The organism is Rhizobium sp. NFACC06-2 (assembly GCF_900101425.1).
Lineage (GTDB): Bacteria > Pseudomonadota > Alphaproteobacteria > Rhizobiales > Rhizobiaceae > Agrobacterium > Agrobacterium leguminum.
Genome location: NZ_FMVA01000001.1, coordinates 215,897 through 235,072, shown reverse-complemented (window position 1 = coordinate 235,072; position 19,176 = coordinate 215,897). Strand labels below are relative to the sequence as shown.

Genomic DNA, 19,176 nt, shown 5'->3' with positions numbered 1-19,176 from the left:
GTTCGCTCCAGCGGTTGATGATCGGACAATAGAACTTTGTTCCGACTTCTCAAAGCCGGGATGGAGAGGATCGATCCATCAAAAAAATTGACCTCGGCCATCGATCCGGCGGGGTGGCCTGATGTTGGCCCGGCGGATAGGATTTCGGCTCAAGGAGAAATCATGACTGTCGAAACTCTTGTCGCGCTGGTGCTGTTTGCCTTCACCACATCCATCACGCCCGGCCCGAACAATATGATGCTTTTTGCCTCCGGCGTGAATTTCGGATTCCGCCGCACCATCCCGCATATGCTGGGCATCGGGGCGGGCTTCCTGTCGCTACTGATCGGGGTCGGCTTCGGTCTCGGCGCGTTGCTGCATGCGGTGCCCGTGCTTTACACCGGGCTGAAATTCGCAGGCGGGCTCTATCTCGTCTGGATTGCGTGGAAGATCGGCACCTCCCGCAGCCTGAGCGAAGGTTCGGCCGCATCGGAGCCGATGAGTTTCCTTGCCGCGGCCGCCTTTCAGTGGGTCAATCCCAAGGCGTGGGTGATGGCGGTGACGGCGATGGCGACCTATACGGATGAGCGGCAATATTTCCTCACCGTGCTTGTCGTCGGCGTGGCCTTCGCCGCGGTCAATCTTCCAAGCGTTTCCACCTGGGCCGGTTTCGGCTCGGCATTGCGGGAATGGTTGGCTGTGCCGGTCCGGCTCAAATGGTTCAATATCACCATGGCCGTGCTTCTCGTCATCAGCCTCTGGCCGATGTTGAAATAACGGTCTTCACGTCGGGAACTGCCGGTAACATTCCTCGGCGATTGCCTGCACCTCGTCGCGCGTCAGCTCGGCGGACACGGCGTAACCCAGTTCATTGTCGATCCAATAGAAAGTCTCGATGCCGTCGGCGCTGGCCATGCGGAAGCTGGTGGTGCGGTTTTCCTCGTTGTGGCCGATCAGCACCGTCACCCTACGGCCGGTCTTGTCCTGATACATCAGCATCGCGCCCGGTTTGCCGCTGACGGGGATAAGACGCCCGCCGACGAGGTCGTATCCGATCTTTGAGAGGTCGGGGATGGTGAAGGGGTAACCGAGCCGCTTGCCGAGCCATGTGGCGAGATGCTGCTGTTCTCCCGCGCCGACTTCGACGGGATGGCGCACCTCGCTCGCATAGATGAGATAGGCGGATTTCGCCTGCGCCGGGATATCCGTCGTCAGCGACGCCAGTGTCACGTCCTGCGGTGTGGAAAAAGATGGCGGCAGAAGCCTGCCTGCCGCAGCACCCGCCACGAAGATCAAAAGGGCGGCCGCTGTTTGCAGGAGAACCGGTTTTGCCCGCCATGCGCGGTCCCTCTTTTGCGGGCTGAGCATCGATGCGTCATGCGGATGCGCGGCGGCATAGGAGGCGAAGGCATTGCGCAGAATATCGGCCTGTTTTCTCCATTCCTCCACACGGGCCTGCTCCTCCGGACTTTCCGCCAGCCAGGCCTCGACAGCCGCGCGGTCATCGTCGGAAAGAAGTCCGTCGACATAGGCGTGCAGATCGTCTTCGGTTATGGCCTCTAGCCGTTTCATCTTGGTCTCCGCAGGGGAATGATATTATCCGCCGCCAGATGCTGGCGAAGGGTCTCGCGGGCGCGGGACAGTCTGGACATGACGGTGCCGAGCGGGATCGCCAATGTCTCGGCCGCCTCCTGATAGCTGTAGCCTTCCACCGTCACCAGCATCAGCACGGCGCGCATGTCCGGCGAAAGAAGGGCGAGTGCGCCGTGCAGCCGGTCGTTCTCCAGCGTGTCGGAGAGCGTCTCCGCGCCGGCGATGCTCTCATGGCCGTCCAGGCTCTCGGACGGGTGGCGTTTCTCGGCGCGGTGGCGGTTACGATAAAGATTCGTCATTATCGTGTAAGCCCATGATTTCAAACCCGTTCCGCGCCATTGCCTTTTATTGGCCAGCGCCTTTTCCACGCAGTCCTGCAAGAGGTCTTCGCCATCGGCATCGGAACGGGAAAGGCTGCGGGAATAACGGCGCAGCATGGGCATCAGCGCCAGCATTTCGGTTTCGAAACTGCCGGCTGCGGGGGAATGGTTCCCCCGCTTTTCATCCGTCATGCCATCAGGGTTTTGCGGCATCCCATACACCGTTCATACCGTCGCCGGTGGCGTCGCCTTTTTTTGTGTCCTTGACCCAGTAATAAAGCGGCATGCCATCCTTCGCCCATTGCATCTTGCCGTCCTTGCGCTTCACGAGGGAATAGGCGCCCTCGGCCTTGTCGCTGGCGGCTGCGAAAAACGGCGGCCAGTTCACCGCGCATTTGTCATAACAATTGGATACGCCCTTCTTGTCGTTCTTGAAAGTGTAGAGCGTCATGCCTTTTTCTCCCGCCAGCACATCGCCCTTGGCGGTCTTGACGGTTTCGACCATAGGGGCGGCATAGGCCGTTCCGGCAAAAGCCAGAACGAGGGCGGGAACGATAAAGCGGATCTTCATGGACATATCCTCCTTGGTTCGGGCGGCCTCTGCCGCCAGCACATCAAGAGACACCGCAGCCCGACGGATTATTCCCTGCGGCAACGAATTTTTGCGATTTTTAAAAACTTATCCATTGAGCTAACTATTTCGATGTGATAGTTAGCCTTATGGAAAACTATTCAGACGCGCTCAACGATATCTTCCAGTCTCTTGCCGATCCCACCCGCAGGGCGGTGATCCTGCGGCTGGGCGGCGGGGAGGCGAGCATCGGAACGCTGGCCGAGCCCTTCGACATGGCCCTGCCATCCTTCATGAAACATATCCGCCAGCTGGAAGAGGCGGGGCTGATCGTGACGCGCAAGCAGGGGCGTGTCCGGTTCTGCGCGCTGGAGAAACAGCGGTTTTCCATGCTCGATGGCTGGCTTTCGCAGCAGCGCGCCATCTGGGAGGGCCGCACCGACCGGCTCGAGCAATTCGTCATGGCGCAACAGGACAGGATGTCCAGCAAAGGGGAGAATGACCAATGACCGAGACTTTCAATCCCGATCTCGACCTGAAGATTTCACGCATCATCAGGGCGCCGCGCCGGCTCGTCTGGAATGCCTGGACGGACAAGGCCAGCCTCGAACAATGGTGGGTGCCGCATCCCGGCCAATGCCGCGTCGACCGCATGGAGCTTTATCCCGGCGGCGCTTTCGAGACACGCTACAGCGAGGATGGGGCGGCATTCGGTCCGCATGTCAAAGGATGTTTCCTGGCGGTGGATCATGAGCAGCGTCTGGTTTTCACCGATGCGCTGACGGCGGGTTTTCGCCCCTCCGCCGAGCCGTTCCTCACCGCCGTGATGACGTTTCGCGATCACCCCGACGGCATGGAATATGTGGCCTATGCCATGCACAACAACCCAGAGGATCGCGACAGGCACGCGGAGATGGGCTTCTTCGACGGATGGAATACGGTTGCGGAGCAGCTGGCGCAGCTTGTCGAGCGACAGGCGGTCAATTGAGCCTTCATATTGGCGAGATGATTCATCTTTCGTTCTTTTTCTGTTGCGCACCACGCTCGAATCCTGCGATGAGGGCGCATGTTATTTTCACCGCAACAGGACGAAGCGCTGAAGGCTGTTTCCCGCTGGCTGAAGGAAGGCCGGACGCCGGTTTTCCGGCTGTTCGGTTATGCCGGAACGGGCAAGACGACGCTTGCCAAGCATTTCGCGGAAAATGTCGATGGCGAGGTGCTGTTTGCGGCCTTCACCGGCAAGGCGGCGCAGGTGCTGCGCTCACGCGGGGCGACCAATGCCCGCACCATCCATTCGCTGATCTATCGCCCGCGCGGCGAAGAAACCGTGGAAGACGAGGAAACCGGCAAGACTTCGATTGCGCCGATGTTCTCCATCAACCGCCAGAGCCCGCTCGCCAAGGCGGCGCTCATCATCATCGATGAATGTTCGATGGTGGATGAGCAGCTCGGCAGGGACCTGATGAGCTTCGGCACGCCGATCCTCGTGCTCGGCGATCCCGGCCAGCTGCCGCCGGTTTCGGGCGGCGGCTTCTTCACCGAGCAGGAGCCGGATTATCTGCTGTCGGAAATCCATCGCCAGGCCAAGGACAATCCCATCATCCATCTCGCCATGGACGTGCGGGAGGGCCGGGAGATCATGCGCGGCGATTACGGGACGGCGCAGGTGATTTCCAAGTCCGAAGTGACGCAGTCGCTCGTGCTTGAGGCCGATCAGGTGCTCGTCGGCACCAACCGCACCCGCCGCCGCTACAATCAGCGGCTTCGCGAGCTGAAGGGTTTTACCGCCGATTACCCGCAATCCGGCGACAAGCTGGTCTGCCTCCGGAACGACCCGGCCAAGGGGCTGCTCAACGGTTCGCTCTGGCAGGTGATGAGTTCATCGCGCGAGACGGTGAAGCCCGGCATCAACCTGATGATCCGGCCTGAAGACGACGATATGGATCGTGGTGCTGCCAAGATCAAATTGCTGAAGGCGGCCTTCGAGGATGTGGAGACGGAAATTCCGTGGTCCACGCGCAAGCGTTACGACGAGTTCGATTTCGGCTATGCGCTGACCGTGCACAAGGCACAGGGTTCGCAGTGGAACAACGTGGTTCTCTTCGACGAGAGCTATGCTTTCCGGGACTCGCGCGAGAGGTGGCTTTACACCGCCATTACCCGTGCGGCGGAGACGCTGACAATCGTTCGTTGATCGTGACTATGCACGGATGACGCCGAGCAGAACCGCCTTGGCGACCGCCTGAAAGCGGTTGCTGGCATTGAACTTGCCGATGATCTTCGCCTCGAGAACATTGAGATCGCTGCCGGAAAGACCAAGGGCGCGGGCGAGCCTCACCGGGGCGTAACCCTCCGCCATCAGTTCCAGACATTTTCGTTCGGTGTCGGTGAGGGCGATGTCCTTGGCGGGCGCCCGTTCCGCGCCATCCAAGCCGTCCGCATCCGTGTCGGCGACCAGCAGTTCCTCGATCTGCTGGGCCTGGCGCTGAAGGGTGGAAAGCTCGGCCGTCAATTCCCGCTTCCGCTGCCGCAGCGCGGCGTGGAATATATCGTCCGCCTCGCTTTGCGAGAGCGAGCGGACGAATTTCTCCATGATCTCAGTAATGGCGGCGACGGAAATGCCCACTTCGCGGCAGACGTTGATGACGGCCATGCGCTGGACATTGCGGTGGGTATAGACCCGCATCTGGCCGATGCGCTTCGAGGTCAGCAGCGCCTTTTCTTCGTAAAAATGCAGCGTCCGGTGGGTCACCCCGAAGATATTGGCCATGTCGGCGATGGGCACGGGTTCCGCGGGCAGGGAGGAGGGCAGGCTTATATCCGGTAGAAAGCTGCTGATCCTTAGATTGGGTTTGTCCTCGTCGCCGTGACTTTCGAACGGCATCCGGCCATCCTGCATTGTCTCCCCCTTCGCGCTCTTTGACAGTGTGCCTGCCTTTTTAAAGGTGTCCGTTGCTTGTTCCCCCAAGACGGACATATTTTCCGATCAAGACCTCATACCAAACGCTACATCAGAACCGTAACGTGTATTGCCTGTTTTTGTTCCCGCAATAATAAAAAATTCGCTGGCCTTCTTGCGATTGGCCTCAACCTGCGTGAAACAGGATGTCAATTCCGAACCGGAGCCCCGATGCCATGCCCGCAAAACTTTCTGTCAATCTGAACGCAATTGCCATGTTACGCAACCGCCGCGATCTTCCATGGCCGGATGTCGCGCATTTCGGGCATATTGCACTGGCGGCGGGGGCAAGCGGGCTGACTGTACACCCGCGGCCGGATCAGCGCCATATCCGCTTTTCCGATCTGCCGGTGCTGCGCGCCCTGATCGATGACAGTTTTCCCGGCGCGGAATTCAACATCGAAGGTTATCCGACCGAGGATTTCCTCGTTCTTTGCGAAAAGACCCAACCGGAGCAGGTGACGCTGGTACCTGACGATCCGTCGCAGGCAACCTCCGACCATGGCTGGGATTTCCGTAAGCACGGCGTTTTCCTGAAAGACGTGGTGGGACGCCTGAAGGCTGGCGGCATGCGCGTCTCGCTTTTTGCCGATGGCGATGGCGAACGCGAGCCGGTGGAACTGGCCGCTGAAACGGGCGCGGCGCGTATCGAACTTTACACCGGCCCCTATGGCGGCTGTTTTGACGATCCGCAAAAGGGTGAGGCGCTTCTCGAAAAGCTCGGGCAGACGGCGGATCATGCCAGAGCGCTCGGACTTGCCGTCAATGCCGGCCATGACCTCACTGTCGCAAACTTGCCCAAGCTGATGAAACGTATCCCTTATCTGGCCGAGGTTTCCATCGGCCACGGGCTGACGGCGGATGCGCTGGAATATGGCATGGCTGAAACAGTCCGGCGTTTTTGTCACGCCTGCGGTCAGGCTATTTCATAACCAAAGTCAATTTTTTTGCCTATAGTTTGCCGGCGCATGCTCCGTGCGCGAGCTTATGAAGGCAGAAGACATATGCAAGAACATCATGTTGTCGTCGTGGGTGGAGGCTTCGGCGGTTTGCAACTGGTACACGGGCTGGAGGGGGCCCCTGTCCGCATTACATTGATAGATCGTCGCAATCACCACCTGTTCCAGCCATTGCTTTATCAGGTTGCGACGACGGCTCTCGCGACATCCGAGATCGCCTGGCCGATCCGCCATCTCTATCGCGACCGCAAGGAGGTCACGACTCTGCTTGCGGAGGTGAACGGCATAGACCGGGCGGCGCGGACCGTGCATCTGAGTTCGGGTCAGGTCATTGGCTTCGATACGCTGGTGCTGGCCACCGGCGCCCGCCACGCCTATTTCGGCCGCGACGAGTGGGAGCGCTCCGCCCCCGGTCTCAAGACGCTTGAAGATGCGACGACAATCCGTCGCCGTCTGCTTCTGGCTTTCGAACGGGCCGAACTCGCCACCAGTGAAGAAGAACGGCAGGCGCTGCTGACCTTCGTCATTATCGGCGCAGGCCCGACGGGCGTGGAAATGGCAGGCATGATCGCCGAACTGGCGCACAAGGCGCTGCCGGCGGAATTCCGCAATGTGGATACCAGAAAAACCCGGGTGCTGCTCGTCGAGGCCGGGCCTCGCGTTCTGCCGGTCTTCACGGAAGATCTTTCGGCCTATGCGAAGGAAGCGCTCGAAAAACTCGGCGTCGAGGTTCTGCTCGGCACGCCGGTGACGGCGTGCAGCGATGAGGGCGTGACGGTGGGCGAGACCTATTACCCCTGCCGCACCGTGGTCTGGGCCGCCGGCGTGCAGGCGTCGCCTGCCGCGAAATGGCTCAACGCCGCCGCCGACCGGGCAGGGCGGGCCATCGTCGGACCTCATCTCAATCTGGAAGACGATCCGAATATCTTCGTCATCGGCGATACGGCCGCTGTCAATCAGGAAAACGGCAAGCCGGTGCCGGGCATCGCACCCGCGGCTAAGCAGCAGGGCGCCTATGTCGCGAAAGTCATCAAGGCGCGGCTGGCCGGCCAGCCGTCACCATCGCCGTTCCGCTACAGCCATCAAGGCAATCTGGCGACCATCGGCAAACGCGCGGCGGTGATCGATTTCGGCAGGTTCAAGCTCAAGGGCGTGCTGGCGTGGTGGATATGGGGGCTTGCCCATATCTACTTCCTGATCGGAACGCGTTCGCGGCTGGCCGTGGCGTGGAGCTGGCTTTGGATTTACCTGAGCGGCCAGCACAGCGCGCGGCTGATTACCCAGAAAGAGACGCTGAAGGACGAGGCGTGAGGCAAGCGACAAAGAAACGGCGGGAAGCATGGCTTCCCGCCGTTCCCTGTTTCGCCGTTTCCGGACGCATCAAGCGTCGAGCGACGCCATGTCGATGACGAAGCGGTAACGTACGTCGCTCTTCAGCACGCGCTCATAAGCCTCGTTGACGTCCTTGATGTCGATCTTTTCGATTTCGGACACGATGTCGTGCTTGCCGCAGAAATCCAGCATCTCCTGGGTTTCCTTGATAGAGCCGATCATAGAGCCAGCCAGAGAACGACGGCCGGGGATGACCGAGAAGGCGTGCACGGGGATCGCATGTTCAGGCACACCGAGAAGCACCATGGTGCCATTGACCTTCAGCAGGCCGAGATAGGCATTCCAGTCGATTTCCGCCGAAACGGTGCAGAGGATCAGGTCGAAGGTGCCGGCGAGTTTTTCGAAGGTCGAGGCATCGCTGGTGGCATAATATTCCTTCGCGCCAAGCTTAAGGCCGTCTTCCTTCTTGGAGAGTGTCTGCGAAAGCACGGTGATATCCGCGCCCATGGCTGAACCGATCTTCACGCCCATATGGCCAAGACCGCCCATGCCGACGATAGCCACCTTCTTGCCCGGGCCGGCATTCCAGTGCTGAAGCGGCGAATAAAGCGTGATACCAGCGCAGAGCAGGGGAGCGGAGGCGTCGAGCGGCAGGTTTTCCGGAATGGAGAGGACGTAATCTTCCCGCACGACGATATGGTCGGAATATCCGCCCTGCGTGGCGGTCTTGCCGTCGCGTTCGACGGAGTTGTAGGTCTGCACGAGACCCGGCATGTACTGTTCATTGTCGAGATCGCGGGTGGCGCAGCCGACGCAGGAATCGACAAAGCAGCCGACGCCGACATGGTCTCCGACCTTGAACTTCGTGACCTTGGAACCGACGGCTTTCACGACGCCGGCGATCTCATGGCCCGGAACGATCGGGTAGACGGCGTTCTTCCATTCGTTGCGGACGGTATGGATGTCGGAATGGCAGATGCCGGCATATTTGATATCGATGACGACGTCGTCATCGTTCGGCTCGCGGCGTTCGAAGGTGAACGGGGTAAGCGGCTTCGACGCATCTGTCGCAGCGTAACCTCTAGCAATAGCCATCTGAATATCCTTTCGGGAGTTGGGGACGACGGAATATGCGATGGAAGCGCGGGGCGGCGTTAGAGCGATCCTCCGAGCTTTTTGCACGATCCTGCAAAAATATGGTGGCGCACTCTTTGCGCGGGCCGCGCGGCTTTCTAGATAAAAGACATCCGACGCATCTCTTCCTTCAGTTACGGGATTTCCCCTATGTCCTTGCCGTTCAATGTCTATCAGGAGATCGCCTCCATTGCCGCGCGGCATGCTACCCAGGACGGCGAGGTGCAGACGGCAATCGACTCCCTCGGCATCAGCAGGCGCACGACGCCGAGCGCCCCATGCCACGGCAGCTATCGTCCTTGTCTCGCGATGGTTATCCAGGGCGCGAAATGCGTGCAACTGGGGACGGACACCATCTATTATGGGGCGGGGGATTATCTCCTGACCTCGCTTGATCTGCCGGTTGCATGGCGGGTGGTGGAGGCGAGCAGGGAGGTGCCGCATTTCTGCATTTCGCTTGCTATCGACAGCGAAAAGCTGCTCGATCTCATGCGGCGTGTACCTATCGATCCGCCTGCGGAGCCGGCGAATGCGCAGCGCGGCATCGTCGTCAATACGGCCACGCCGGAACTTCTTGATGCGGCTATCCGCCTGTTGCGCCTGCTCGACCGTCCGGCAGACATTGCCGCCATGGCGCCGCTGATCGAGCAGGAAATCCTCTATCGCATTCTGACCGGACCGGCGGGCGGGCAGCTTATGAACATCATCGCGGCCGGCAGCCATGGCAACCGCATCGCCCGCGCCATCGCCTGGCTGCGCGAGAATTTCGCACGCCAGCTGCGTATCGAGGATCTGGCCGATCATATCGGCATGAGCGTCTCGTCCTTCCACCATCATTTCAAGACGATCACGGCCATGACGCCGGTTCAGTACCAGAAGCAGCTGCGGTTGCATGAGGCGCGGCGGCTGATGCTGCTGGAGCGGCTGGATGCAGGCACCGCCGGCCACCGTGTCGGTTATCAGAGCCCGTCGCAGTTCAGTCGTGAATATAGCCGTTTCTACGGATTGTCGCCGTCACGGGATATCGACGCCTCGCGGGAGATCAGCGCGGCTGGGTAGATTGGTTCTTTGGGAAGGTTTTCCATTGCCTGAGGAGCGCGGCGTTACCCCCCTCTGCCCTGCCGGGCATCTCCCCCTCAAGGGGGGAGATCGATCTGCGGCAAGGTCTCGCCCATCTCGAAGCTTGGAATGAAGCGACAAAAGGGACCCTTGCCGATCTCCCCCCCTTGAGGGGGAGATGTCCGGCAGGACAGAGGGGGGTAAGGCTCCACGCACCTTCGGTCCGCTACCAACGCAAAACCTCCTAGAGGTTCACCTCAAGCTTGCCGTGATACTCCGCCGCACCGCGTCAATTCTCATCCTCCCCTGAAGAATCCGCTTGACCCCAACGCAGCCTCCGCTTAAATGGCGCTCGAACCGTACCGTACGGTACATTAATCGAGCCCCTGGAGTGGAAAAGACTTGGCTTCCGACCCGATCACAGCGCAGGAGTTTTCGCCGCGCCAGAACGCCGTTCTGGACCAGGCATTGCGTCTATTGGTCGAGGGCGGCGAGAAAGCGCTCACCACATCGGGGCTGGCGCGTGCCGCCAACTGTTCCAAGGAAAGCCTGTACAAGTGGTTCGGCGACCGGGACGGCCTGCTGGCGGCGATGATCACCTTTCAGCAGAGCAAGGTCCGCACCTTCGAAAAGGCAGGTGACCGCGTCTCCGCACCGCAGCTTGCCGATCACCTCGAGGTTTTCGCGCATGATCTGCTGGATGTGCTGGCGGGCGATGTGTCGCTGGCGCTCAACCGTCTGGCGATAGGGCAGGCGAGCCGCGACGGCTCGAAGCTCGGCGATCTGCTGCTGGAACGCGGCCGTCGCCAGATCGACCGCCGCGCCCGTGGGTTGATCGAGGCGGGTCGCCGTTCCGGCTATCTGCGTTTCGATGATGCCGAGGAGGCATATCGCAGTTTTTACGGCCTAATCGTTTCGGATCTGCATGTGCGCATGCTGCTGGGCGAGGCGCCGGACAAGGATTTTTCCGCCCGGGCGAAGAAGGCGGTCGTCGCCTTTCTGACCCTCTACGGCACGGAAAAGGTACATTCGGAACTCAGCGGCAAACCCGCCTGAGATTCCGGTTCAGACAACTGAGAGACAAGCATTAGGGAAGGACCATAAAATGCGCGTTTATTATGATCGTGATGCCGATCTCAATCTCATCAAGTCCAAGAATGTCGTCATCGTCGGTTACGGCTCCCAGGGCCGCGCCCATGCGCTGAACCTCAAGGATTCCGGCGCCAAGAACGTCGTCATCGCTCTCAAAGCCGGTTCGCCGACCGTCAAGAAGGCCGAAGCCGACGGCTTCAAGGTCATGACCGTTGCCGAAGCCGCCAAGTGGGGCGACCTCCTGATGATGGCGACGCCGGACGAACTCCAGGCCGACATCTACAAGGCCGACATCGCCGGCAACATCCGTGATGGCGCAGCAATCGCTTTCGCACACGGCCTCAACGTTCACTTCGGCCTCATCGAGCCGAAGGCATCGCTCGACGTCGTCATGATCGCGCCGAAGGGCCCCGGCCACACGGTTCGCGGCGAATACCAGAAGGGCGGCGGCGTTCCCTGCCTCGTTGCCGTTCACCAGAACGCTTCCGGCAACGCGCTTGAACTCGCTCTCTCCTACGCCTGCGGCGTTGGCGGCGGCCGTTCGGGCATCATCGAAACCAACTTCAAGGAAGAGTGCGAAACCGACCTCTTCGGCGAACAGGTCGTTCTGTGCGGCGGTCTCGTCGAACTGATCCGCGCCGGTTTCGAAACCCTGGTCGAAGCCGGTTACGCACCGGAAATGGCCTATTTCGAGTGCCTGCACGAAGTGAAGCTGATCGTCGACCTGATCTATGAAGGCGGCATCGCCAACATGAACTACTCGATCTCCAACACGGCAGAGTGGGGCGAATACGTCACCGGCCCGCGCATCATCACCGCCGACACCAAGGCTGAAATGAAGCGCGTTCTGCACGACATCCAGACTGGCAAGTTCACCTCCGAGTGGATGCAGGAATGGAAGGCCGGCGGCGCCCGCTTCAAGGGCATTCGTCGCAACAACGACGCCCACCAGATCGAAGAAGTCGGCGCCAAGCTGCGCGGCATGATGCCCTGGATCGGCAAGAACAAGCTGGTCGACAAGGCCGTCAACTAAGCTTCATTGCTTGTTGGGAAAATATGGAGGCCGGAGCGAAAGCTCCGGCCTTTTTGTTTTCGATGTGCTATCAAACGATGGTATCGTCTTCCTCGATAACCACCGAAACAGGGAAGTGATCGGAGAACCCACCGAGATTGACGTTTTTGACCGCATCGCCTTTCGACAGGCCGAAGCGGATTGGCCCCTCATTCTTGCTGTGGCTGACCATGGCGGCAATGGCTTCTATTTTTGCCGTCTCCTCACGCGCTTTGAAGCCGCTGCTACCGGTTAAAAGCGATCGGGAAACGAGGATTTGATCGAAGATATTGGCGTCGCCGTTGAAGTAGAGCGTGCCGTAGATCGTTCTTGCCGTGCCGACGGAATCGACCACCGGCTGGCGCAGGTAATTCCAGGTGAGATTGTAGAACATGGCCGATTGCGAGTTTTCGACATCGTCGCGCTCGCGGGTGGAATTGGCGTGGTACCGCAGTGAGGCATCGGAAGGGTCGTCGTTGAAGTCGCCGAAGGCGATGACAGCGATGTCGTTTCCTTTTTCTTCCCTGATGCGCTGGTGCCAATAGCCCAGCGTTTCACCGGCCGTCATGCGAAAACCGGCGCTCTCCACCGCGCCGCCAGAGCGCGACGGCCAGTGATTGGAGAGCGCGATAAGCTGGCGGCCGCCCTTGGTGATGAAGGTGCATTGGGTAATGTCGCGCGTGCCGGTGCGGCGCATCACGAAATGGCTGAAAATCTCGTTCTCGTTGATCAGCAGCTTTTTGCTGTCATAGATGAAGGCGGTATCGATGCCGCGCTGGTCCTTGCTGGAATCGGCATGCACGACCCGGTAGGAGCGCGCGGGCATGAGGTCGTTCAGATGTTCCGCAAGCGTCTCCAGAACGAAACGGTTCTCGACTTCGCACACACCGAGCAGATCCGGTCCCGCGCCGCCGATCTGGCTTATGATCAGACCGAGCTGTTTGACCTTGGTTTTGAACAGGTCCTCGGTCCAGCCTTTCAGATCGTTCTTCAGCCGCTCGGCAATCCACGGCTCTCGCGCCGGATAACCCTCCGGCGCAAACAGGTTTTCGACATTCCAGAACGCCAGGACATATTGGGTCATGATCCGCACACCTCCGGTTGGTTTTTCAAGCCTAGTGGAAGTTTTTGCCATAACAACTTGAAATTGTCATGAAGGCGGGCGGCCGGCGCAATTTTCCCGTTTTTGGCTTTACGTGGCCGGCGGGATGACACCCTTCGTCAGAAGGAAGCAGCCATAAAATCGGGTTTCGCCCGTGGTGATGACGCAATAGGCTTTTTTTGCCTGTTCGTAGAACGCGAAGCGCTCGATGCCGTACATGGGAGCGGATTTTCCTTCCGCCGCGTCGATTTCCTTCTGCACTTCCACCTGCACCGGCTCCAGCTGATCCGGTGCGCCCATCACTTCCATGCGGCCGACGGAAGGCTGCAGCGGCGTGTCGAGCGGCAGGACGGAGAGGATCGCCTTTATGGCGCGGGCTGCGGAGACGTTGTCGATATGCAGCACCTTGCCGACAGTCGTGTGGCGGGCAACCGAATCGGAGGGGAAGTTGGTGTCGGAGATTACCAGCGTATCGCCATGCCCCATGGCACGCAGCGCGTGCAGGACATCGGCATTCAGCGCCGGGTCGATATTTTTCAGCATGTCGTCAAACTCCCATGATGCTTTCGCCGTGTTACGGCGCGCGCGCAATCCAGCCGGAAAACCATGCCGCGTCAATCGCAAAGGTGTGATTGTGAAGCTTTGCGCAAGGGTGTATTTGGCTTTGTCCGCAAAATCGGGTCTTAAGGCAGGTCGGTTGCGGACAATGTGCAGGGAGGCAGAAATAATTCGAAAAACTGATAAGTCAGTATTGCTGACGTATCGACATTTCTGTAAAGATGCACGCATAAAAACGACACAAGAGGAAACGTACCCATGCTTAATTGGGAACAAATTTTCGCCACGCGCTCTTCGCGCATGAAAGCGTCTGAAATCCGTGAGCTGCTGAAGCTGCTCGAGCAGCCCGATATCATCTCCTTTGCCGGCGGTATTCCGGACCCGGCTCTTTTCCCCGCAGAGGAGTTCCAGCAGGCTTATGCGGAAATTTTTTCGGGTTCGCAGGTAAACTCGGCGCTGCAATATTCAGTGAGCGAAGGTTACAAGCCGCTGCGCGAATGGCTGGCGGGCGAAATGGCCGAAATCGGCATCGACTGCACCGCCGATAACGTCTTCATCGTTTCCGGTTCGCAGCAGGGTCTCGATTATCTCGGCAAGCTGTTCCTGTCGCCGAAGGATACGGCGCTGGTCACCTGGCCGACCTATCTCGGCGCGCTTTCCGCCTTCAACGCCTATGAGCCGAATTACGACCAGCTGAACCCCGGCGGCAACCGTACGCCCGAGGCTTACCGCGAAACCGCCGCCAAGCTCGGCGGCGCGGTGAAGTTCGCTTATCTCTCGGCCGACTTCTCCAACCCGACTGGCGAAACCGTCGATCTGGCCGGCCGCGAAAAGGTTCTGGCGCTAGCCGATGAGCTGGATATCGCCGTCATCGAAGACGCGGCCTATCAGTCGCTGCGTTACGATGGCGAGGCTGTTCCGCCGATCATGGCGCTCGACATCGCCCGCTCGGGCGGCATTGAGAACACCCGCACCATCTATTGCGGCAGCTTTTCGAAGACGCTCGCACCGGGCCTTCGCGTCGGTTACATCGTCGCTTCCGCGCCGGTTATTCGCAAGCTGGTGCTGATGAAGCAGGCAGCCGACCTGCATTCCTCCACCATCAACCAGATCGCCATCGAACGTGTCGCCTCGCGCGGCTTCGACAAACAGGTCGCCAAGATCAAGGCAGCCTATAGCGCCCGCCGCGACGCGATGCTGGCCGCACTCGACAAATATATGCCGAAGGGCACGCGCTGGACGAAGCCGGAAGGTGGAATGTTCATCTGGGTGACGTTGCCGGAAGGCATGGACGGTGCGGCGTTGCTGGCGAAATCCATCGCCACGGAAAAGGTCGCCTTCGTTCCCGGCCGCGCCTTCTTCGCGGATGGCTCTGGCACGAATACGCTGCGCATCAGCTTCTCCTGCGCTAATGAGGCGATGATCGAGGAAGGCATGAAGCGGCTTGGCCGGTTGATCGCGACGGCCCAGGCGGAAACGGGTGAGGCGCTGCCGGCGATTTGAGGGCGGCGGCTTACGGCAGCGGCAGAGGGGGGTAAGCCGCACCCTCGACCTTGGCTATCGAAATCCCACCCCAAAAATCCTGCCTGTCACATACATGTTATGCAATCATGTTTTAGCGGTCCCACCAAACAACAGGGACTGGACCCATGAAAACGCTGCTCTCCGCTTTCACCGCCATCGTGTCGCTCGGCTTCATCGCCACAGCTGCCAATGCTGCCGATCTGGTGCTTTACACCAGCCAGCCCAACGAGGACGCGCAGGCGACCGTTGATGGTTTCAAGGCCGCCAATCCCGGTCTTGAAGTCGAATGGGTGCGTGACGGAACGCCGAAGATCATGGCCAAGCTGATGGCTGAGATCAATGCTGGCAATCCAGTTGCCGACGTCCTGTTGATTGCCGACACCGTGACGCTCGAGCGCATGAAGCAGGCTGGCCAGCTTCTGGCCCACAAGTCTGCGGAAGCCAAGAATATCGACGCTTCGCTCTACGATGCGGACGGTTTCTACTATTCCACCAAGCTCATCACCACCGGCATCATGTACAACACGGCTGCCGCGATGAAGCCGACGAGCTGGAAGGATCTTGCCAAGGCTGAAGCCAAGGGTCTCGTGACCATGCCGAGCCCGCTGACCTCGGGTGCGGCGCTGATCCATGCGCAGACGCTGGCCGCTGCCAACGGCCTCGGCTGGGACTATTACAAGCAGCTGAAGGCCAATGAAGCCATTGCCGGCGGCGGTAACGGTGCGGTTCTGAAGTCCGTTGCATCGGGCGAAAAGGCCTATGGCGTGGTCGTCGATTACATGCCGATCCGCGAAAAGGCCAAGGGCGCGCCGGTCGAGTTCGTCTTCCCGGAAGAAGGCGTTTCGGCCGTCACCGAGCCGGTTGCGATCATCAAGGGCACGAAGCACGAGGAGGCGGCGAAGAAGTTCGTTGACTACGTGCTTTCGGAAAAGGGCCAGCAGGGCTTCGTCAAGCTCGGCTACATTCCTGTTCGCGCCGATGCCGGCATGCCGGAAGGTTTCCCGGCCCGCGACAAGATCAAGGTTCTGCCGCTCAGCGCCGCCGACGCGCTGAAGAACTCCGAACAGGACCTCAAGACCTTCTCCGATATCTTCGGCTCCAAGGGCTGATATAGCGGAATGACCCGTTCCAAGGCTTATGGAAGCAGCCAGCCGCGCTGGCTGTTTCCTTTTGTGGTGAGTGTCGTTTTTGCGCTCAGTGCCCTGCCGCTCGGCCGGCTCGCCTATACCGGCATCGTCTCATCACTCAATGGTGACATATGGCGACTTCTGGCCGATCCCGCTCTCTGGGATGCGGCGCTGAACACGCTCTCCACCTCGTTTTTCGGCATGCTGATTTCACTCGGCATCGGCGGCGCTTTTGCGCTTGCACTGACGCTTTGTGATATTCGCGGCAAGTCGATTTTGAGCTTCCTGTTCATGCTGCCGATGATGATACCGCCACAGGTGACGGCGCTGTCGTGGATTGGCATGACCGGCCCATCGAGCACGCTTTTGAAGGCGATCGGCCTTGCGCCGGCGATGGGATCGCCGCAGCCGCTTTATTCCATTGCGGGCATCGCGCTGCTGCTCGGTGTGCAGCACGCGCCGCTCGTCTATCTGTCGCTGCGGGCCGGTCTGCTGGCCTTGCCGCAGGACGGCATCGAGGCCGCCAAGCTGTCCGGCGCGTCGCCGCGACGGGTGCTGTTCGATATCATCCTGCCGCTGTCGACACCGGGATTGATCGCCGGCGCAGCGATCTCCTTCGTCTCCAGTGTCGGCAATTTTGGCATTCCGGCGATCCTCGGCATCCCCGCCTCGATCTTTACCCTGCCGACGCTGATCTACAGCCGTTTTGCCAGTTTCGGCACCAGCACCTTCGGCGATATTGCCATCCTCTCCACCATGATTGCCATCATCTCGGTCGCCGGGCTTGCTTTGCAGGAACGGGCTATGAAGGGCAGGGACTATCGCATCATTGGTCTTTCCGGCAAGGCGGCGACCTTCCGGCTTGGGCTGTGGCGGGTGGCTGCGGAGCTTGCCCTGTGGTTCGTGCTGTTCTTCATGCTGGTGGCGCCGCTGACGGCGCTGGTGGCAAGCTCGCTCGCGCCTGCCTATGGCGTGCCGCTCAGCCTCAAGACGGCGACGCTGCATGCCTATGAGGAATTGCTCTACCGGCAGAGCGTGACGCGTACCGCCTTCCGCAATTCGTTGTTCCTAGCGACCGCCACCTCGCTTTGCCTGCTGGCGGTGACGGTGCTGACGGCCTATTTTCTGGTGCGCGGCAAGAGCCGTTTCATGTTCCTGCTGTCGGCGCTGGTGGATATTCCCTATGCGTTGCCGGGGGTGGTGATTTCCGTCTCCTTCGTGCTGCTTTTCGCGGCCCCCATCCCGCTTGTCGGCATCACGCTTTACGGCACGATCTGGATCATTCTGCTTGCCTATTTCTCCTCCTTCTTCGCCGTCAGCCTGAAACCCATGGTCAGCGCCTTCCTGCAATTCGATCCGTCGCTGGAAGAGGCAGCAAGGCTCTCCGGCGCCGGTTTCTGGCGGCGGCTGAAGGATATCATCCTGCCGCTGGTCGGGCCTGCGGCGGGGGCATCGGTCATCCTCGTTTTCCTGATCGCCTGCAACGAGTTGACGGTCTCGGCACTGTTGTGGTCGGCCGGCACCCAGACGCTCGGCGTGCTCATTTACAATCTCGATGACAGCGGCAGCTTCGATCTTGCCTCCGCACTTTCGGTGCTTGTCGTCATCATGGTGATTTTCCTCATGGCTCTGCTGGAAATTCTGGGGCGCTATCTGCCAAAAGGAGTGGTCCCTTGGCGAAATTGATCCTCAACCGCCTGTCGAAGAGTTTTGGTGCCGGTTCGAAACCAGCCGTGGACGATGTGTCGCTGACGGTGCGTGACGGCGGTTTTCTCGCTCTTCTCGGGCCTTCCGGCTGCGGCAAGACGACGGTGCTGCGCATGATCGCCGGTTTTGAACAGCCGACCGACGGTTCCATCCTGCTCGGCGAGCGGGTGCTGGCCGATGCCGGCAGCATGGTGCCGCCGGAGCGGCGCAACATGGCGATGGTGTTCCAGTCCTATGCCTTGTGGCCGCATATGTCGGTTGCCGACAATGCCGGTTATCCCTTGAAGGTGCGCGGTATTTCGGGCGAGAAATATCGCGAGAAGGTGCGCCAGGCGCTTGCCGCCGTCCGTCTCGAGAGCTTTGCCGACCGCCGTCCTGCCGAATTGTCCGGCGGCCAGCGGCAGCGCGTGGCGCTTGCCCGCTGCCTCGTTACCGAGCCTGACGTGGTGCTGCTCGACGAGCCGCTCGCCAATCTCGACCGGCATCTGCGGCAGGAGATGGAGGAGACATTCCGCGAGTTTCACATCCGCTCCGGCGCGACGATGATCTATGTCACCCACGATCAGGCGGAAGCCATGGCGCTGGCAACCGATGTTGCCGTGATGTCGCAGGGCAAGCTGCTGCAGGTCGCGCCACCGGCGGAGCTTTATGCGCGGCCCGAAGGCAGGCTGGTCGGCTCGCTGGTGGGGCAGGGGGCGATCGTGACATTGCCGGCGCCGGAAGGGACTTCGCGCGATCTCGAATGGTCGGTGCTTCGGGCAGCGATGGAGAGCGGCAGGCAATCGCCACAGGCGGATATTCTCGTGCGGCCACAGGATGTGGTGCGGGATGCAGAGGGCATCGCCTGCACCGTCACCTCGGTTCTCTACGAGGGCGAGCGTTATGCCCTGCGTCTCGACCTGCCGGATGGGCAGGCGCTCAGGGCCTATTCACGCGAAGCGGTTGCAGTCGGAGACCGTCTGCCGGTGGCCATTCGCGCGGCGTGGCGGCTTTAGGGTGAGAAGTGTACTTCCCTTATCCCTGTGCTTGTCACAGGGATCCAGCCGACGCTCGTCGGCGCGGCGAAAAGAGCTCTTTTCAGTTTAAGGACCTGGGCTGACTGGATTCCT

At 60.2% G+C, this 19,176-nt stretch carries 20 protein-coding genes; 13 read left to right on the top strand and 7 right to left on the bottom strand.

What is annotated here, in order from left to right; translation table 11 throughout:
* Positions 1–162 precede the first annotated feature (162 nt).
* On the top strand, positions 163–756 hold the full coding sequence (locus tag F3H58_RS01350) for a LysE family translocator (protein WP_149740953.1): 594 nt from the start codon (positions 163–165) through the stop codon (positions 754–756).
* Positions 757–762: 6 nt separating this feature from the next.
* Here the strand turns inward: F3H58_RS01350 and F3H58_RS01345 are convergent, their stop codons facing one another.
* Genes F3H58_RS01345 through F3H58_RS01335 form a run of 3 tightly spaced genes read right to left on the bottom strand, consistent with a single transcriptional unit; the run spans position 763 to position 2,469 of the window.
* Complete coding sequence (locus F3H58_RS01345) at positions 763–1,551, bottom strand: anti-sigma factor family protein (protein ID WP_149740952.1); 789 nt, start codon at positions 1,549–1,551, stop codon at positions 763–765.
* Positions 1,548–2,105: an RNA polymerase sigma factor gene (locus F3H58_RS01340; protein ID WP_065655851.1), complete on the bottom strand. Its 558-nt coding sequence runs from the start codon at positions 2,103–2,105 to the stop codon at positions 1,548–1,550. Before F3H58_RS01340 ends, F3H58_RS01345 begins: the two co-directional genes overlap by 4 nt.
* A complete protein-coding gene (locus F3H58_RS01335) occupies positions 2,089–2,469 on the bottom strand; it encodes a COG4315 family predicted lipoprotein (RefSeq protein ID WP_078051963.1) in 381 nt (126 codons plus the stop codon). The genes F3H58_RS01340 and F3H58_RS01335 overlap by 17 nt, the downstream gene beginning before the upstream one ends.
* A gap of 143 nt (positions 2,470–2,612) precedes the next feature.
* On the opposite strand from F3H58_RS01335, the gene F3H58_RS01330 reads away from it, so the two are divergent.
* From F3H58_RS01330 to F3H58_RS01320, 3 genes are all read left to right on the top strand, one after another.
* Complete coding sequence (locus F3H58_RS01330) at positions 2,613–2,972, top strand: ArsR/SmtB family transcription factor (protein ID WP_188128729.1); 360 nt, start codon at positions 2,613–2,615, stop codon at positions 2,970–2,972.
* Positions 2,969–3,451 (top strand): SRPBCC family protein, encoded by a 483-nt coding sequence (locus tag F3H58_RS01325; protein ID WP_149740950.1) that lies wholly within the window; start codon positions 2,969–2,971, stop codon positions 3,449–3,451. Before F3H58_RS01330 ends, F3H58_RS01325 begins: the two co-directional genes overlap by 4 nt.
* 78 nt (positions 3,452–3,529) lie before the next feature.
* On the top strand, positions 3,530–4,657 hold the full coding sequence (locus F3H58_RS01320) for an ATP-dependent DNA helicase (RefSeq protein ID WP_127757230.1): 1,128 nt from the start codon (positions 3,530–3,532) through the stop codon (positions 4,655–4,657).
* Positions 4,658–4,663: 6 nt separating this feature from the next.
* On the opposite strand, the gene F3H58_RS01315 is transcribed toward F3H58_RS01320, so the two are convergent.
* On the bottom strand, positions 4,664–5,362 hold the full coding sequence (locus F3H58_RS01315) for a MerR family transcriptional regulator (RefSeq protein ID WP_149740949.1): 699 nt from the start codon (positions 5,360–5,362) through the stop codon (positions 4,664–4,666).
* Positions 5,363–5,598: 236 nt separating this feature from the next.
* Between F3H58_RS01315 and F3H58_RS01310 the strand changes: the two genes are divergently transcribed.
* Entirely contained in the window at positions 5,599–6,354 is a 756-nt protein-coding gene (locus F3H58_RS01310) for a pyridoxine 5'-phosphate synthase (RefSeq protein WP_059756769.1), read from the top strand.
* Between the two features lie 72 nt (positions 6,355–6,426).
* Positions 6,427–7,692 (top strand): NAD(P)/FAD-dependent oxidoreductase, encoded by a 1,266-nt coding sequence (locus tag F3H58_RS01305; RefSeq protein ID WP_137453003.1) that lies wholly within the window; start codon positions 6,427–6,429, stop codon positions 7,690–7,692.
* A 69-nt stretch (positions 7,693–7,761) separates the two neighbouring features.
* Here the strand turns inward: F3H58_RS01305 and F3H58_RS01300 are convergent, their stop codons facing one another.
* Entirely contained in the window at positions 7,762–8,808 is a 1,047-nt protein-coding gene (locus F3H58_RS01300; protein ID WP_065655856.1) for an NAD(P)-dependent alcohol dehydrogenase, read from the bottom strand.
* 189 nt (positions 8,809–8,997) lie between these two features.
* On the opposite strand from F3H58_RS01300, the gene F3H58_RS01295 reads away from it, so the two are divergent.
* The 3 genes from F3H58_RS01295 to ilvC all read left to right on the top strand — a co-directional run bounded on the left by F3H58_RS01295 (position 8,998) and on the right by ilvC (position 12,031).
* On the top strand, positions 8,998–9,906 hold the full coding sequence (locus tag F3H58_RS01295; protein ID WP_149740948.1) for an AraC family transcriptional regulator: 909 nt from the start codon (positions 8,998–9,000) through the stop codon (positions 9,904–9,906).
* Positions 9,907–10,308: 402 nt separating this feature from the next.
* On the top strand, positions 10,309–10,962 hold the full coding sequence (locus tag F3H58_RS01285) for a TetR/AcrR family transcriptional regulator (RefSeq protein ID WP_003507581.1): 654 nt from the start codon (positions 10,309–10,311) through the stop codon (positions 10,960–10,962).
* Positions 10,963–11,011: 49 nt separating this feature from the next.
* Entirely contained in the window at positions 11,012–12,031 is a 1,020-nt protein-coding gene (gene ilvC, locus F3H58_RS01280; protein WP_046798127.1) for a ketol-acid reductoisomerase, read from the top strand.
* Positions 12,032–12,101: 70 nt separating this feature from the next.
* Here the strand turns inward: ilvC and F3H58_RS01275 are convergent, their stop codons facing one another.
* Complete coding sequence (locus tag F3H58_RS01275) at positions 12,102–13,133, bottom strand: endonuclease/exonuclease/phosphatase family protein (protein ID WP_149740947.1); 1,032 nt, start codon at positions 13,131–13,133, stop codon at positions 12,102–12,104.
* Between the two features lie 108 nt (positions 13,134–13,241).
* On the bottom strand, positions 13,242–13,694 hold the full coding sequence (locus tag F3H58_RS01270; RefSeq protein WP_149740946.1) for an RbsD/FucU family protein: 453 nt from the start codon (positions 13,692–13,694) through the stop codon (positions 13,242–13,244).
* 273 nt (positions 13,695–13,967) lie between these two features.
* Between F3H58_RS01270 and F3H58_RS01265 the strand changes: the two genes are divergently transcribed.
* The 4 genes from F3H58_RS01265 (at position 13,968) to F3H58_RS01250 (ending at position 19,062) form a co-directional block, all read left to right on the top strand.
* Complete coding sequence (locus F3H58_RS01265; protein WP_003522401.1) at positions 13,968–15,212, top strand: aminotransferase-like domain-containing protein; 1,245 nt, start codon at positions 13,968–13,970, stop codon at positions 15,210–15,212.
* A gap of 146 nt (positions 15,213–15,358) precedes the next feature.
* Positions 15,359–16,342 carry an ABC transporter substrate-binding protein gene (locus F3H58_RS01260; RefSeq protein ID WP_149740945.1) on the top strand — a complete coding sequence of 328 codons (984 nt, stop codon included), beginning with the start codon at positions 15,359–15,361 and terminating at the stop codon, positions 16,340–16,342.
* 9 nt (positions 16,343–16,351) lie between these two features.
* The gene (locus F3H58_RS01255; RefSeq protein ID WP_149740944.1) at positions 16,352–18,046 is read left to right on the top strand and encodes an ABC transporter permease; all 1,695 of its coding nucleotides are present in this window, start codon (positions 16,352–16,354) and stop codon (positions 18,044–18,046) included.
* Positions 18,034–19,062: an ABC transporter ATP-binding protein gene (locus F3H58_RS01250; RefSeq protein ID WP_149740943.1), complete on the top strand. Its 1,029-nt coding sequence runs from the start codon at positions 18,034–18,036 to the stop codon at positions 19,060–19,062. Before F3H58_RS01255 ends, F3H58_RS01250 begins: the two co-directional genes overlap by 13 nt.
* The last annotated feature ends 114 nt before the right edge of the window (positions 19,063–19,176 follow it).